A 14,199-nucleotide genomic window follows, 5' to 3' on the forward strand; every position below is an offset into this window, starting at 1 on the left:
CCCACGTGCAGACTGGCTTTCGACGCGGCCCAGTGCCGCGTCCTTTTGTCTTGCCTTCCGCCTTTGCCTTCCGCTGTCGCTCCAGGCACCGGCGGCCCGGCGGCGCTGCTGCGTGAGCAGCCAGCGTGCCGGCGAACGCCGCGATGGCCGCAGGCCGGCCGCGTTCGAGGCAAGACGTCTGCACGTTGGACGGCTGCGCAGGATGCTGCGCGACGTGTGGTGCGAATGCACCTGCACGGTAGGCGCAGCGACATGACAGCAGCAGCCGGAACGACATTTTCAATGGCACGATGAGATGCATGGCAACGTGCAGCAAATCGGCAAAGATCATCGCTAGTGCTGCACAGATTGCACGGTTATGATGACCCCGATAAGGGTTATTGAGAATGCCATGCCTATTAGAGTTAGATTGGCCCAGCCATCCGATATCGGAGGAATTTTTCGTGTCAGAACGTCGGTCAATGAAAATGTATTGACGATGGCTGAGTTGTCCGAGATGGGCATCACAGAAGCTACGGTGATGGCGATGATTCAACGTGCGCCTTGCGCCTGGGTAGCGTGCGAGGACATGCAGATCGTCGGCTTTTCGATGATTGATTCCGACCAAGGATCGCTGTTTGCTGCTTTCGTTCTTCCGTCGCACGAAGGTAAAGGAATTGGCAAGAAGCTGGTGCAAGCGGCTGAGGAAGCCTTGTTCTCGAAACACGCATCCGCGTGGCTCGAAACCGCCGGAACAAGTCGCGCCGCAGGCTTCTATCGCCACCTTGGATGGAGCAATCAACAAGACATCGGCGAAGGTGACATACGCCTCGAAAAGCGCCGTCTTTGAGCGCGCCAAACCATGTTGAAGTGAGCGACCAGACGACAAGCCCGATAGCACGATGAGATGCACGGCAACGTGCAGCGAATCGGCGGCCGTCATGGGCGTGCCTCCAGCCAGACCGGATGCGCAACGCCGATCACGGCGGATGCAGGAATCGGCCCGAAGTAGCGGCTGTCGAACGACGCCGGATTGGTCGTGCTCAGCAGGAACAGCTCGCCCTCGGCCAGCGCCCGGCATTGCGGCCAGGCTGGTAGCGGTCGGCCCAGCCTGTCGGCAGGCAGCACGGCGGCCACCGGCACGCCGTTGATGCGCACCTGGTCGTCACGGATGCAGACGTGTTGCGGCGCGACCGCGCCCACACGTTTGAGCAAGGGGATGTGCGACGGCAGGTAGCCACGCTGCGCGGCAAATGCAGCGACATCCTCAGGAAGCTGTGCCAGGACGATGCTGCCAACATGCAGCGAGTCGGCAGGACGGATGCGATACCAGCCGACCGGCACACTGTCGGACGGGTTGTAGATGATGTGCGCCGCAGGCTGCACGAATGATGCCCAGGCCAGCGCAGCCAGGCCGCAGGCGGACAAGACGGCCAGCACCATGCGAGTGCGCAAGCGGAAGCGAGGTTCTGGCCCGTGTCTGTGTGAAGTGGATGCCGTCATTGCAACACTCTCCCGGCCAGCCAGGCGGCATGCCGCTCGACGGTGTAGTCGGGCAGCACGAGGCGAGCAGCAAGCCGGTTGCCCAGCGTGCGCCAGTAGGCGGGCGACACATCAATGGCGGCAATACCCAGCGCTTCGATGGCGTCGATGCGTTCCAGCACGGCGCGCACTTTCCGTTCGCCTTCCACATGCAGCAGCAGGCGCGCGCCCGGCTGCACGCCAGGGATGCGCTGTGCTGCATCCAACGAGGTGCAGGCCTGCATCACCATCAGTTGCCAGCGCACGGTGCCGTAGTCGTTGGCTTGCCAACGCACCCGGCAGAATACGGACGCAGGCAGAAACATGGCGCAGCGCCGCCAGCGGTCGAGCTGGAGCATGCGCACCGGCTCGCCAAAGCGCAGGTAGAGGTTGAAACGCTGGCCGATGTAGGCCAGTGAGACACGGGTCAGAGGCACGTTGTCGGTCTGTCCGGTGTGTCCGTCCTGTACCGAAGATGCAGGCAACGGCGCTGCCGATGCCACGCCCACAATAGGAGTGCTGGCAGGCAAAGCGGATGCGTTCATGGCGTCTTCTCCGGGAACTCCCGCTCCAGCAGGCCGCGCAGCAGATCGGCCACCGTCACGCCTTGCGTGAAAGCCGACACCTTGATGCGCGCGCGCATGGCGGGCGTGATGTCGAGGGTCAGGCGAGCGGTGTAGAGGTCGCCTTTGCCCAGCGCAGTGGCGTCGCCCTGGCGAATCCACGCCTCGGCGTGCGGATTCGCGGGTGGACGCGTGCCGATGCCGACGCGCTTGGCAGCGCGTTTGCTGTTCGGTGGCTGCTTTGCTGTCATGTCGGCCACCGCAGCAGTTCGTCCACCAGGGCGTTGATTTCGCGGGAGGCGGCGCTGTCTCGCGTGCGAGCCGGCCAGCGGCGACGCTGTCGGCGAACACGATGCGCTGGCGCACCTCGCTGCGCAGTGCTGGTAACGGCTGTTCGGCCAATGCCTGCCGTGCTTCGCGCCCAATGACCGTCGTGCTGACGCGCCGGTTGATGACGAAGGCCGCGCGAAGCATTGGCCGGAACACCTGCGCCTCACGGATCAACGCCACCATCTCTGCACTCGCCCATAGGTCATAGGGGCTGGGCTGCACGGGAATCAGCACACAATCGGCCGCCAGCAGCGCGGAGCGCGCCAAGGCGGCAATCCTGGGTGGGCCATCAATGACGACGTGGCCGGCCCGCCTGGCGAGTTCTGGCGCTTCCTGATGCAGCGTTTCGCGGGCCAGGCCCACGGCGCTGAACAGCCGTGGCAAGCCTTGCTGGCTTCTGCGCTGCGTCCAGTCCAGCGATGAACCCTGCGGGTCGGCATCGAGCAAGATCACTTGCTGGCCTCGCAGGGCCAGTTCCCCAGCGATATGAGTAGCGAGTGTCGTCTTGCCGACGCCGCCTTTCTGGTTGAGCAAGGCGAGGATCATGGCGCAGCCCTCCGGCTTGGAAGACCGGGCTGTTTTTTCCTTGCCGAACGAGGTTGTTTTTGGCCTCGATTTTGTCCTTGGTTTTGCTGTCGGATTTGCCGCTGATTTTGTCTTTCGGCAGTTGTCCACCGAAACGGCGCTTCTCTACTAAAAGTTAGAGAATTTAAGTTAGGTAAGTTAGAGGGCTGGGAAACCCAATGCTGGCGCGGCTTTGCAGCCGATTGGCACGCCTGATAGCACGATAGGGACACGCCTGATAGCACGATACCCCGCACGCCTGATAGCACGACACTATTCACAGGCTTTCCCGGAGTTATCCCCGTGCCGTCTGCGGCACGGGCCGGAAAGTCAGCAATTCCGTTCCATCGTCCGGCATGCGCTCGATTCCCAGGACATAGCCAGGCAACGATTGCCGCGCCACCAATGCGCGCAAATCGCACGCGAAATCGTAGGGTTTGGCTGTGCTGCCGGATTTCTGGTGCAAATAGCGAAAATCGAACTGCCAGCCATATTCCTGCTTGCCGCCATGCTTGCGCACCAGGCGATACAGCCAGCGCTCGATACCGCCGGTGAGCCGGAAGTACGTCGGGTCGATGGTCAGCACCAGGGCGGCATCCACCACGCCCGCATAGAACCAGTCCGGCAGGATCAGCTCGATGCCCAGCGGCGTGCCGTGGGCATCGGCCAGTTCCTTCCACTCGTTGATCCACGAGAAGCGATGCAATCGCCTTCCCGTGGTTTCGCGGATGGACGTGGCCACCGTGGTCGATTGCAGGCGATCCAGCGCTGCTTTGAGGCGCTGGTAGTCGCGTGAGCCGGTGCCGCGCCCGATGAAGCGCAGGATCTCGTAGGGTGTGGCACGCATCAGCCGGGATGTGGGCAAACCCGCGTCCTGGGCTTCGACGATCTGGCTGGCAGCCCAGATCAGAATGTCGGCATCCCAGATCGTGGCGATGCCGTGCTCCTGCGTGCCTTCCACGCGGATGGTGATGTTCCCGCTGCGAAAGTCGATCGGCGCTGTGCGCCGCGACTTCGCCAGCGAGAAGAACGGATAGGCCATCAAGTCCTGGGCATCGCGCGGCGCCATGTCGCCCGGCAAGGCGCGGAACAGATCGAGCTGTTCGCGCTCTTGCGGCGGTCGCTGCCGGGATGGCAGCGATGGGCTGGACATGGGGATGGCCACCGGCGATGCGCCAATCAGCGGCGATCACGGTAGTCACCCGCATGGCGCTCGGCATACTTCGGGTCGGACGTGGCATCGAAGCTGCGCGCATCGGCCCAGGCATCCAGGTCGGCTACGGCATACATGACGCGGCGGCCAAACTTGCGGAACTTCGGCCCGCCGCCGATCACGCGCTGTTTTTCCAGCGTGCGCGGCGACAGGCGCAGGTAGTCGGCGGCCTCGTCGTTGGTGAGATAGCGTTGGGGCTGCGCAGGCGCAGCGGCAACAGTGGCGGCAGGCCGCAAGGGAGCAGGACGCATGGTGTGAACCTCCATCGGTCAGGAAAGCCCGGTCACACAGCGCGACCGGATGGAGGCAGTCTCAAGAAATACAGGCCACTTGCTCAGGGTCGTTTTGCAGTGCAGGCAGAACGACCCTGAGCAGGGACATTGATCTGTGCCAGACGGCGATAGCCACCGCCCATCAATGCCTGACCACGCTGCACCAGGCGACGCACACGCGAGCGCAGACCACCATCGGCATGCCAGCCGGTCGCCACAGCGTCGGTGCCGAACAAGCCTTCGGCCACCTCGCGCAAGGATGCACCCGCCAGGGTCGCATCGAGCGCCTGCAGGGTGTGCAGCTCCAACAGCGCAGCCGCTGCTGGACGCTCTCGGGTCGTCACCACAGGTGCGGCCTCCGGTAATCCGGCCAGCGAGTTCAACTGGGCGATCAGCGCGTGGTAGCGGGTGCATGGCACCGCGCAGGCGCGGATGGCATAGGCGTAAGCCGTGCCATCGACCAGGCCGGGCGCGAGCGCGAAGCGCAGGCAGCATCCCGGCCATCGCGCCACCAGCACCAGGCGCTTGCCGTCGTGGATCAGGTGTTTGGTGCCTGGAATGCGCCAGAACTCGAACACCACCGCATCGGGCGGCGGGTCGGCGTCTGGGTAGATCTGAACCACGGCGTCGTGATCAGGAAACCAGGCCGGGTGCGCGTCCCGCGCATCCAGCGCCGGGTCTTCCAGCAGGCGCAGCCCCCAGCGCTGCGCCGCATCTGGCCTGCGACGACGACGCAGCCAGTCGAGCCGGTAATCAGGATTGCGACGCAGGTACTCCCAGGCCAGGGCTGGGCCATCGAGATGCAGCGTGTAAAGATACGCGGCGGTCGGATACCAGTGTTCGTGGTGTTCATCGCTCGGGTCTGCCATGGCGCAACCTCCTGTCGATCAGCAGGAACGTCGCCACGAAATCCGGCTTGCGGGAGCTACAGTTTCACGAGCAAACCGACATCAGAATCGGATTGGGCTGTAACGGATAATGTCAAGACTGATTGGCTCCGGCACGTTGCAAAAATCGTCTGAATGCGACGGCTGCTGCGCCAGGGGAATTGGCGTGCAGCACAAAGCACCGTGCCGCAAACAGAGCCAAGGATCAGGACTGTTTACGTTAGGGTGACACCGCTATGGCGCAAGAGTGCGGATTCAGACCTTTCCGGTCTTCGCTCAGACCGAAATAGTCACAATGTGCACGGTTTGATCGCGCGGTACTGGTGTACGCAAACGGATTCCTTTACCTCGGGTGCTCTTCTGCAACCAGCGTCCCGCTCGGAGATACAGTCTTTCCCACCACATGCGTCTGCCAAGGCGTAAAGCCGTATCGGCGGATTGGCGTAAAACCACGATTGCGGTTCAGTGAGTTCACGCTTTTGCGGAAAGGCGTCAATACGGATTTCCGTAAAAGCACGAAACAGCAGATACGGCTTCCAGGACAGGCTAAACACGCAACGCCACAGGCGCGGCGGATTGGGTTGCATGGACATGAGGCAACCGCCTGCCCCATTGCGCGCTGCTGTAATCAGCAGCACCGCTGCCCCGCCGCGATGTGGGCGGGGCGCTGCGGCGGTTATGCCGCCTGCGGTTTGCTGCGCGACCAGATCAGGTCGTGCGTGCCGTTCTCGCCTTCGATCAGGCGGGCATAGATCGGAGCGGGAAACGAAGGATCATCGAGCGTCACGGACAGGTATTCGCGCCCGGCCTCGCTGGTCTTCTTCCACGCCGCGCCGATGTCGTGACTGGCGGCCTGCAGGCGGAAGTCAGGGGCATTCTCGCTGCTGCCTTTGTCGTTGGGAGCCAGCTTGACCTTGACGTTGAGCGTCAGGGTGCGAAGCGTGCCGGTGTAGCCGTCTTTGTCTGCGGTGAAGGTGCCGATGTTGGCCATGGTGTTTCTCCTTTCGGTTGAACAAGGTTCGCGCCCATCGCGTCCTTGTTGTGATCCGACCGGCGGGGGACGGGCTGGCTGCACCGCTTGCGGTCGCAACGCAGTGAAGAGCCGGGAGACGAAAAGAATTTGCCGCGCGAGGAATGCGCCGAACGCAGTGACAGCGCAGGGGAAATTGTTTTCGTCGGACGGTTGCAGCCATGAAGCCCGAGGCGCAGCCGTGCCACCGCCAGGATTCACGACAAGACAAGGACGCCTTGGGCCGAACCGCTCCGAAAGGAACATGGCCGACTCGACTCCCCGCGTGACGGCTTCACCGGCCTGCGCCCTGACACGGGCAATGACAACGCCCAGCGACAAGGTGAAAGCGCCCCTACCGTAGCTTGCGGCCTGGTGCTTGATGCGTGGCGTGGAAGCTCCATTGCAGGGCCGGGCGGCCACCCTGTCGATTGGGGGTGAACCGTCCTTCGTGACGTACAGGCGACGAACCGCCAGCGTCGAGGACGGCACGCTTTTGGACAACCTGCGGCAGCAAGCCGGGGCGTAGCCCCACAAGTCTCGCCCTTTGCGGCGGGGCGCGACTTCGCAAGCGAAGCGCGCAGCGTCGCAGGCGCGAAGACGTGAGGGATTGAAGCCGGATGGACATGACGCCATTGGCGGCATGGGGCGCAGCCCGAAAGCCCGGCGGCGCATCGCGCCGACACGCCAATAAGACAAGCACTTTCATATGGGTGGAATGCTCTTCCAATCTGGCAATCCTCTCCAAAAGTAGGTAAACTAGGCTACCTACTTTTGGATGGAAAACCAGATGAGCCTTGCTATCTCAAACAGGAAGGAGAGCGCCCACGACCGGCTGCTGAACGCCGCCGCCATCCTGTTCTACAACGATGGCATCGCCGCGACGGGCATCGACGCCATCGTGAAAAAGGCCGGCGTGGCCAAGAAAAGCCTCTACAACAACTTTGCCTCCAAGGCCGAACTGGTCGCGGAATACCTGCAAATCCGGCACGCCGAATGGTTGTCGCTCTACGAGATCCGTGTGCAGCAGGCCAAAGGGCCGGCCGGGCGCGTGCTGTCGGTGTTCGAGGCCTATGCCGACCACGCCGAACATGCCTATGAGCGTGGCTTTCGCGGTTGTGGGTTGCTGAACGCGGCCGCCGAGTTCCCGGCCGGCGACGCCGGCCGCACGGCCGTCCGTGCCCACAAAGAAGAAGTCGAAGCTCTCCTGAACCAGCATCTTGCCGAGCTGATACCGGGCGAGCCGGAGCGCGCCGCGCAGCTTGCCCGGCATCTGGCGTTCCTGCTGGAAGGCGCGATCGTCCGCGCCGGGCTGGAAGGCAACAGCGATTGCGTGATTCAGGCCAAACGCATGGCTGCCTCGATGCTGGAGGCCGTGTGACTGCATCATCGAAAGACCATCTGCTTGGAGTCGCGGGCGTCCTGGTGGCTTCTGTCCTCTGGGGCACGACCGGGGTTTCCGCCACCTTTGCCCCGGAAGTCGGCGCAGCCGCGATTGGCGCGGCGGCAATGGGTGTCGGGGGTCTACTTCAGGCCGCCATCGCCACCAGGGCCATTGCACGCAGCGCAGCCATGCTGCGGCTGCAATGGCGCTGGCTGCTGCTGGGTGCCCTGGCCGTGGCCATCTATCCGCTGGCGTTCTATGGCTCGATGCGCCTGGCCGGGGTGACGGTCGGCACCGTGGTTTCCATCGGCTCCGCGCCGCTGCTGTCTGCGGTCATCGAGATGGTCATGGACGGCCTGCGCGTCAGCATCCGATGGGTCATTGGGGCTGCCCTCGGGCTGGTGGGCATGGCCCTGCTCTGCGTGGCCGAAAGCAGCGGCCATGGCGTGGCGGCTGCCGCGCCCTCGATCACCGCGGGCGTGGCCCTGGGCCTGCTCGCGGGCCTGACCTATGCGCTGTATTCCTGGGCAGCCCGCCGCCTGATGCAGCGCCATATCCCGGCACGGGCCGCCATGGGCGCGGTCTTCGGCATCGGCGGCCTGCTGCTGATGCCGGTGCTGCTCGCCACGGGCGCGCCGTTCCTGGCCTCATGGAACAACGCCGCCGTAGGCATCTACATGGCCCTGGTGCCGATGTTCCTGGGCTATGTGTGTTTCGGTTATGGGCTCGCCCGCATTGCCGCCAGCACGGCCACCACCATCACGCTGCTGGAGCCGGTCGTGGCGGCTGCGCTTGCCGCCGTCATCGTGGGCGAACGCCTGCCCAGCATGGGGTGGGTAGGCGTCGCACTCATCTTCGCCTGTCTGGTGTGCATCACCTTGCCGGTGCGGACACGCCGCCGAACCTGTCCGGTGCCTTCGACAAACCCGACCTAACCGTGCAATGCCGAACAGCAAGGCGTCGCATCTTCATCTTTCAATAATTGGAGTAGCAGCAACCATCATGACGACAATTTCATGGGACGACTTCGCAAAGGTCGAATTGCGCGTAGGGTGCATCATCAAGGTCGAGCCATTTCCCGAAGCACGCAAACCAGCCTACAAGCTGCTGGTGGACTTCGGGCCGGAGATCGGACAGCGCAAGTCCAGCGCGCAAGTGACAGACCTTTACTCGATGGACGAGTTGCTGGGCAAACAGGTGGTTGCCGTCATCAACTTCCCGCCCAAGCAAATCGGCCCGCTGATGTCTGAATGCCTCGTCACTGGCTTCCCTGATGAACAGGGCCGCGTGGCCCTGTGCGTACCCGACAAGGTCGTGCCGTTGGGGGCAAAGCTGTTTTGAGCGTGGCTGCGCCTGAGGGCGCTCTGGCTGCGCTACTGTTATTGCTATCTGAAACCGGGCGCGGCCACCGCCGCGCTCGGATTTTTGACCACCAGCCCCAGGGCGGGACGGCCTGGGGCTGGCGCGAATGGGGGTTATTCCTTCATTTCGACAATCCACCACACGGCACGCGGCAAGGCATGGCCCGTGATGGGGTGAATGTCCGTCAGGTCGGCGCGGGCCGTCCAGCCGCGAGGCGGACGGTAGCCGCGCACGTCGCCATCGCCATGCCAGCGGCGGGCGCGTACCGTGCCGGGGGCATAGGTCGCGCCCATGCGTGGGCGGCTCGTGGGGGTGTGGCTCATGGTCGGCATCCTCGACGGGGATGCGCCCCGGTCGGAACCGGGGCGCTCATCGGTGCAGGGTCACGCGGCCAATGCCTCGGCCGGTTCATCGGTCACGGTGGCGGCCTCCGTGGTGTCGGCTTCCGTTTCCGTCGCCACGTCCTGCGCGGGCTGCTGCGCATCGGCTGCGAAGATGGCGGGCATCCATCCGGTGCCGTCCGCCAGTCGTTCGGCTTCGCTGGCAATGTCGGCCTTCTTCAATTTCGCCAGCCGGGAAACCTGCTCGGGCGCGAAACCTCCCACAGCATCCAGAATTGCAGCCTTCGGAATGTGCTGGAAATAGCCTTCGCTGGTGGGCTTCCACCATGCCGCCATGTCCAGCCCCACAGCCTGCGCCAGTTCTTCCCCCGGTTGATGCGGCGTGGTGCGAGGCGTCACCACATCCACCGTAGCCGCCACGCACACCGCCAGCAGCCGCACCAGTTCATCCTGCGACTTCGCCAGCAGCACGGCGAACAGTTCGGCGTAGTCCTGCGGCAAGCCGTCGCCTGCGACCTGCTGTAATTCGCGCAACGCCACGGCAGCGGGCGAATCCGGTATGTCCGGGGCGATGCCTTCCAGCCGGTCTTGCACTTTCAGGCTCACGCCCAGCGGCAAGTCGTGACTGTAGTAGCTTCCTTGCAAGACGGTCTGCACCATGCCATGCACCAGCGCAGCCAGTGCCACCTGCGGATGCCGTGCCACCTCGATTTGCAGCGCGGCGGTACGGTGGGCGCTCAACCGCTGCGCCAGCTTGTCGGACATGGCGGCGGTCTTGGGCTGCTCGTCGTTTTCGTCTGTGTCGTCGTTCCCGGCTTCGCCATCGCTTCCGAAACCCTGCCGCAGCCGTTCCAAGGTGCGCAGCGCCTTGGCTTCGGCTTCGCGCAGCAAGCCGCGATGTACCATGATCTGGCCTTGCCGGTCGAGCGTGACGATGGCACCGGCTGCGGCTTTGACGTTCGGGCTGTAGTCCAGCAAGGCGTCTTCCAGCGCCTGCAACTGTTCGCCCAGGCGGTCGCCTTCCTCCTGCAAGGCGTCTGCCTTGTCCTCGTCGTCTGCCTCCATCGCAGCATCCACGGCTTCGCCCATGGCCTGCATTTTCTCTTGCAGCTTCTCCATGCGCTGCGCTTCGCGTTTGTTGGGGGTGCGGCGTTCCCGTGGCGCACGGTGGAAGGCTTGCAGGTCGGCATAAGTGGCGCTGGGCGTGGCATCCACCCATGCCCAACCCTCGGCGCGAATGGTGGCGGCATGTTCATCCAGCTTGCTGCGCACCAGCGTTTCCAGCAGCGCAGCGTCGGTCAGATACACCCCGGCATCACCTTCGGCAAACAGGTCACGGCGGATGCCACCGCCTGCGGCTTGGTAGGCATCCATCCCGACGAAGCGCACCAGCGGATGCTGGGCATCTATCTCGCGTTCGGTCAGGCGGTCGCGCAAGGCATGGGGGCTGCGCTGCCATTCCGGCGCGTCGTAGAACGCGGCTTCCTGCGCGGCGTGGTCGTCGGTGATGGCAAGGGCCATCAACTGGTCAAGGCTCACGGCATCGGCACGATAGTCGGCCATCAGACGCGGCGATACGTTGGCGAGTTTCAGACGGCGCTGCACCACCAGCGGCGTGACTGCAAAATCAGCGGCAATGTCTTCGACGGGTCGGCCTTCGGCCACCAGTGCGGCGAAGGCTTCAAACTGGTCTGCCGGGTGCATGGCTTCGCGCTGTACGTTCTCGGTCAGGCTGACGGTGCGGGCGCTGGCATCCTGCACCAGCAGGCAAGGCACCTCCCAATCCTTCGGAATATGGCGCTTCTTCGCCAGCAGCTTCAATGCGGTCAGCCTGCGGCCACCGGCCACCACTTCGTAATGCTCGCCATCGCTGGCAAGAATGACGGTGAGGTTTTGCAGCAGCCCCACGCGGGCGATGCTGGCCGCCAGTGCGTCGATGGACTGGCCTGCGGTCTTGCGCACGTTGCGGCGCGAGGGGCGAAGCTGCGACAGCGGCACCAGCAGCAGGTTCTGCGCCGGGGCGGCAGTTTCCAATGCAGTGGCGATGGCTTGGGTTTCGGTGTCGGTGATAGCGTTCATGGTGATAACTCCTTGCGATGATGGAATGCAGCAGCGAATGACGCGGCAAGGGTTGCTGCCTGCCCCTGCCGCGCAGGGGAATCAGGCTTTCAACTGGCGCATGCCGTCGGCCAGCAGCCACAGGGCGCGATTGAGGCGAATATCGGAATCAATGCCCTGCACCGGGCGGGTCTGCTGGCGGCGTCCGTTGGCGCTGCGCCCATGCAAACCGCCTTTGGTCAGGTTCTCTTGGGTGCGGTTGAACACGCTCCACAAGTCCGGGCGGCGGTCGTCGAAACGGCGCGGCATCAGGATTTGCGATTCGGTGATGGGTGCGGGCTTGTCCGGGTCGTCGTACTTGAGCGACAGCGCGGCGCGGGCGAATACTTCGGCCTCGCCTTCGTCCAGCGTAATGGCCTGCATGGATTCGCGGGATTCCAGCGCACGGTCAAAGCCGTGCAGCACCTGATAGGCACCTTCGATCACTTGCCCAGCCACATCACCCTTGTGCGGCACCCGCACATCGGCCACGGTGTCACCGCACACAAGGCCATTGCTGCACACGAAACGGAACATCCCGGCCAGCATCTGGTAGCTGCTGGTGCCATCGTGCGAGTTCAGCAGGATGATTTCGTTGGCTTCGCCCCGGGCGTTGATCTGACTGGCATGGCGCAGCCGGATCATGTGCTTGGTGTAGTCGCGCCGGTCTTCGTGGCGGGTGCGGGTCTGCGTCACCATGAAGGGCTGAAACCCTTCCTTGCGCAGTTCGGTCAGCACCGTGGCGGTGGGGATATAGGCGTAACGCTGGGAACGGCTTTCGTGCGGCGCTTCGGCAAAGATGGACGGGGCCACGCGGTGAATCTGGTCATCGGACAGAGGGGAATCGCTGCGCAGTACCGGGGAACGGGAAGCAAAACGGGATGCAAGCATTGGTCTTTCTCCTGACAAAAAGGGTTTGCTGTTCAAACCGCACACCGGATTCCTAGATTCGGAAGCCCAGCCTTTCGGCTGTTCGGTGCGGTTGGCACGAGGAACCCGCTTGGACCTGTTGCCACCGTCTTTCCTGAGTTCATCGCCCGCGACGGTCAGAAGCCCACGGACGTGGACCGTCAAGGAGAAAAGCGTCAGGGTGGTGCGGCCCGCAGGCGCAGCCGAGGACACGGCCTGGCGCGCCTTGACGGCACGCGGCCACGGGCTACAGTCGCGAGCAAGGTGATGGAGTCAGGAGAGACGGCTGGACATGGCAACGGCCACCGCGATGTGCAAACCGCACGCAAGCGCAAGCGCGCAGGCCCGGATCTGGAAGCCGGGCCGTAGGCGTCAGGGATGTGGAAGGCTGGCCAATGCCAGTCCCGTCAGGGATGAGCGAACTGCGAACCTGGAGCAGCGTGATCCGTGAAACGGAGACGCGAGGAAGTATTTCGCTTATTATTCATTCTAGAAAAATAGCGCTATGCAACCCAGAAAACACCGAACACCAACCAAAAATATGGCCAGCCTGAAATTGAATTATTGCAGCGAAACCAAACAGGTTCTTGGCTTGCTAAAGTCCATTTCTAAAGGGCGTGAAAGCGATTTCTCTGGCACTGGTCTGATTTTTTACAGCGACTTATCTGAGCTGCCATTTATTCAGATGGGAAATGAAAGCATAAAACCCAATTCCGACATTTTTAACGATTGCGAGATCGACTCAGCAATACGTCAAATATCGAAAACCAAAGACCTTCTTCACGATGGATTTCATTTTATCAACATTGAAACATGGAAGATTACCCATGTCTCACAATTCATTTCCCCCCCCATTCCGCACGATGCCGCACAGCGTTTTCGCGGAACTGGTTCGCGCCTAATGTCCGCATACTTGGCCTCGCTCATCACTGGAATCAAATACACAGGAATTGTTTCTCAGGCGGGAAAAGTGCATTTATTCCATGCAGGCACGGACATCGCTGAAGAAAAATAAACATGGCGAACGTCAATTTATCTATCAAAGACTTCAGAAAAGCTCTGCTGTTTGTCGCTATTACAACCGTCGTAATCGGCAGTCTTGCAGGGCTGATCCGTCACTTTGCATTTGGCGCTAATGGCACACAAGCGTTGATGGTGGGTCTTATGTCTGGTGCTACCTGGGCTGTGGCTGTTTCCATTTGGGCTTTCCGGCGCCCATGGAAAACGGAATGGATCGCCAACTGGACTGGGCGGCCAATTATTCACGGCGTTTGGTTTGGCAGCCTTTTGACTAACTACGGCACAAGTGATGACAAACCCACTGAACCCATACCTATTGCATTTGTAATAAAACAAACATTTTTGGGTTACTCCCTTCTCTCATACACTGAGAATCAGGATAGTCGAACGTTGATTGAGTCACTATTGGTGGACGATCAACACGACACAGCTCACATTCGATACATGTATGAGTTCTATATTCGAAAGCCTAATGAGCGCAAGCTAACAACTGGTGCCGCAGAGCTAAAACTGATCGAAGGTGGAAAGCGCTTGCGTGGGCATTATTTGACGAACTCACCAACGCAAGGACTTGCAGACCTCACGTTGGTTCAGCGGGAATGCAAAGGCATTGACACCTTTGTGGCTGCAAAAAACGCGTATCAAGAAAGATTGCAAGAAAAACAAGAAAAATAAAGCAATTCGCATACTTGGTCTCTGATAAATGAACAATCCCGCGGAGATCTGAAACGAAATTGAATTTCGCCCA

General features: G+C 62.1%; 18 protein-coding genes and 2 pseudogenes. 8 read left to right on the forward strand and 12 right to left on the reverse strand.

The annotated features are described in order from the left end of the window. The first annotated feature begins 358 nt into the window (after positions 1-358). The gene (locus ACW4YW_RS14470; RefSeq protein WP_457138198.1) at positions 359-829 is read left to right on the forward strand and encodes a GNAT family N-acetyltransferase; all 471 of its coding nucleotides are present in this window, start codon (positions 359-361) and stop codon (positions 827-829) included. 89 nt (positions 830-918) lie between these two features. Here the strand turns inward: ACW4YW_RS14470 and traF are convergent, their stop codons facing one another. From traF to parA, 4 genes and pseudogenes are all read right to left on the reverse strand, one after another. Continuing rightward, positions 919-1,482, reverse strand: coding sequence for a conjugative transfer signal peptidase TraF (traF, locus tag ACW4YW_RS14475; protein WP_457138199.1), 564 nt, complete (start codon positions 1,480-1,482; stop codon positions 919-921). Next, entirely contained in the window at positions 1,479-2,045 is a 567-nt protein-coding gene (locus tag ACW4YW_RS14480) for a DUF2840 domain-containing protein (RefSeq protein WP_457138373.1), read from the reverse strand. Before ACW4YW_RS14480 ends, traF begins: the two co-directional genes overlap by 4 nt. Continuing rightward, entirely contained in the window at positions 2,042-2,314 is a 273-nt protein-coding gene (locus ACW4YW_RS14485; protein WP_457138374.1) for a chromosome partitioning protein ParB, read from the reverse strand. Before ACW4YW_RS14485 ends, ACW4YW_RS14480 begins: the two co-directional genes overlap by 4 nt. Before the next feature lie 109 nt (positions 2,315-2,423). Continuing rightward, positions 2,424-2,939, reverse strand: a pseudogene (gene parA, locus ACW4YW_RS14490) (ParA family partition ATPase); the annotation flags it as partial. Between parA and ACW4YW_RS14495 the strand changes: the two are divergent. Then, positions 2,938-3,090, forward strand: coding sequence for a hypothetical protein (locus ACW4YW_RS14495; protein ID WP_457138200.1), 153 nt, complete (start codon positions 2,938-2,940; stop codon positions 3,088-3,090). The pseudogene parA and the gene ACW4YW_RS14495 overlap by 2 nt on opposite strands. A gap of 162 nt (positions 3,091-3,252) precedes the next feature. Here the strand turns inward: ACW4YW_RS14495 and ACW4YW_RS14500 are convergent, their stop codons facing one another. From ACW4YW_RS14500 to ACW4YW_RS14520, 5 genes and pseudogenes are all read right to left on the reverse strand, one after another. After that, entirely contained in the window at positions 3,253-4,110 is an 858-nt protein-coding gene (locus tag ACW4YW_RS14500; protein WP_457138201.1) for a replication initiator protein A, read from the reverse strand. A 26-nt stretch (positions 4,111-4,136) separates the two neighbouring features. Continuing rightward, positions 4,137-4,421, reverse strand: coding sequence for a helix-turn-helix transcriptional regulator (locus ACW4YW_RS14505; protein WP_457138202.1), 285 nt, complete (start codon positions 4,419-4,421; stop codon positions 4,137-4,139). Between the two features lie 83 nt (positions 4,422-4,504). Beyond that, positions 4,505-5,065 carry a DUF2285 domain-containing protein gene (locus ACW4YW_RS14510; RefSeq protein ID WP_457138375.1) on the reverse strand — a complete coding sequence of 187 codons (561 nt, stop codon included), beginning with the start codon at positions 5,063-5,065 and terminating at the stop codon, positions 4,505-4,507. Positions 5,066-5,143: 78 nt separating this feature from the next. After that, a pseudogene (locus ACW4YW_RS14515) lies at positions 5,144-5,311 on the reverse strand (transcriptional regulator domain-containing protein); the annotation flags it as partial. A 694-nt stretch (positions 5,312-6,005) separates the two neighbouring features. Next, positions 6,006-6,320 (reverse strand): DUF736 domain-containing protein, encoded by a 315-nt coding sequence (locus ACW4YW_RS14520; protein WP_181828831.1) that lies wholly within the window; start codon positions 6,318-6,320, stop codon positions 6,006-6,008. Between the two features lie 808 nt (positions 6,321-7,128). On the opposite strand from ACW4YW_RS14520, the gene ACW4YW_RS14525 reads away from it, so the two are divergent. From ACW4YW_RS14525 to ACW4YW_RS14535, 3 genes are all read left to right on the forward strand, one after another. Next, on the forward strand, positions 7,129-7,719 hold the full coding sequence (locus ACW4YW_RS14525; protein ID WP_457138203.1) for a TetR/AcrR family transcriptional regulator: 591 nt from the start codon (positions 7,129-7,131) through the stop codon (positions 7,717-7,719). After that, positions 7,716-8,657, forward strand: a complete 942-nt coding sequence (locus ACW4YW_RS14530) for a DMT family transporter (RefSeq protein WP_457138204.1) — start codon at positions 7,716-7,718, stop codon at positions 8,655-8,657. Before ACW4YW_RS14525 ends, ACW4YW_RS14530 begins: the two co-directional genes overlap by 4 nt. Before the next feature lie 67 nt (positions 8,658-8,724). Beyond that, the gene (locus ACW4YW_RS14535; RefSeq protein WP_457138205.1) at positions 8,725-9,063 is read left to right on the forward strand and encodes a tRNA-binding protein; all 339 of its coding nucleotides are present in this window, start codon (positions 8,725-8,727) and stop codon (positions 9,061-9,063) included. A gap of 134 nt (positions 9,064-9,197) precedes the next feature. On the opposite strand, the gene ACW4YW_RS14540 is transcribed toward ACW4YW_RS14535, so the two are convergent. From ACW4YW_RS14540 to ACW4YW_RS14550, 3 genes are all read right to left on the reverse strand, one after another. Next, positions 9,198-9,407 carry a hypothetical protein gene (locus tag ACW4YW_RS14540; protein ID WP_457138206.1) on the reverse strand — a complete coding sequence of 70 codons (210 nt, stop codon included), beginning with the start codon at positions 9,405-9,407 and terminating at the stop codon, positions 9,198-9,200. 60 nt (positions 9,408-9,467) lie between these two features. Continuing rightward, positions 9,468-11,504, reverse strand: a complete 2,037-nt coding sequence (locus ACW4YW_RS14545) for a ParB N-terminal domain-containing protein (RefSeq protein ID WP_457138207.1) — start codon at positions 11,502-11,504, stop codon at positions 9,468-9,470. Positions 11,505-11,585: 81 nt separating this feature from the next. Then, positions 11,586-12,413 carry a DUF932 domain-containing protein gene (locus ACW4YW_RS14550; RefSeq protein ID WP_210938202.1) on the reverse strand — a complete coding sequence of 276 codons (828 nt, stop codon included), beginning with the start codon at positions 12,411-12,413 and terminating at the stop codon, positions 11,586-11,588. 171 nt (positions 12,414-12,584) lie between these two features. Here ACW4YW_RS14550 and ACW4YW_RS14555 point away from each other — a divergent pair, with 171 nt between their 5' ends. The 3 genes from ACW4YW_RS14555 (at position 12,585) to ACW4YW_RS14565 (ending at position 14,126) form a co-directional block, all read left to right on the forward strand. Further along, positions 12,585-12,800 (forward strand): hypothetical protein, encoded by a 216-nt coding sequence (locus ACW4YW_RS14555; RefSeq protein WP_457138208.1) that lies wholly within the window; start codon positions 12,585-12,587, stop codon positions 12,798-12,800. A 172-nt stretch (positions 12,801-12,972) separates the two neighbouring features. Further along, positions 12,973-13,446, forward strand: a complete 474-nt coding sequence (locus tag ACW4YW_RS14560) for a hypothetical protein (protein ID WP_457138209.1) — start codon at positions 12,973-12,975, stop codon at positions 13,444-13,446. 2 nt (positions 13,447-13,448) lie between these two features. Further along, a complete protein-coding gene (locus ACW4YW_RS14565; RefSeq protein WP_457138210.1) occupies positions 13,449-14,126 on the forward strand; it encodes a hypothetical protein in 678 nt (225 codons plus the stop codon). Positions 14,127-14,199 lie beyond the last annotated feature (73 nt).

The organism is Methylobacillus pratensis, assembly GCF_054072455.1.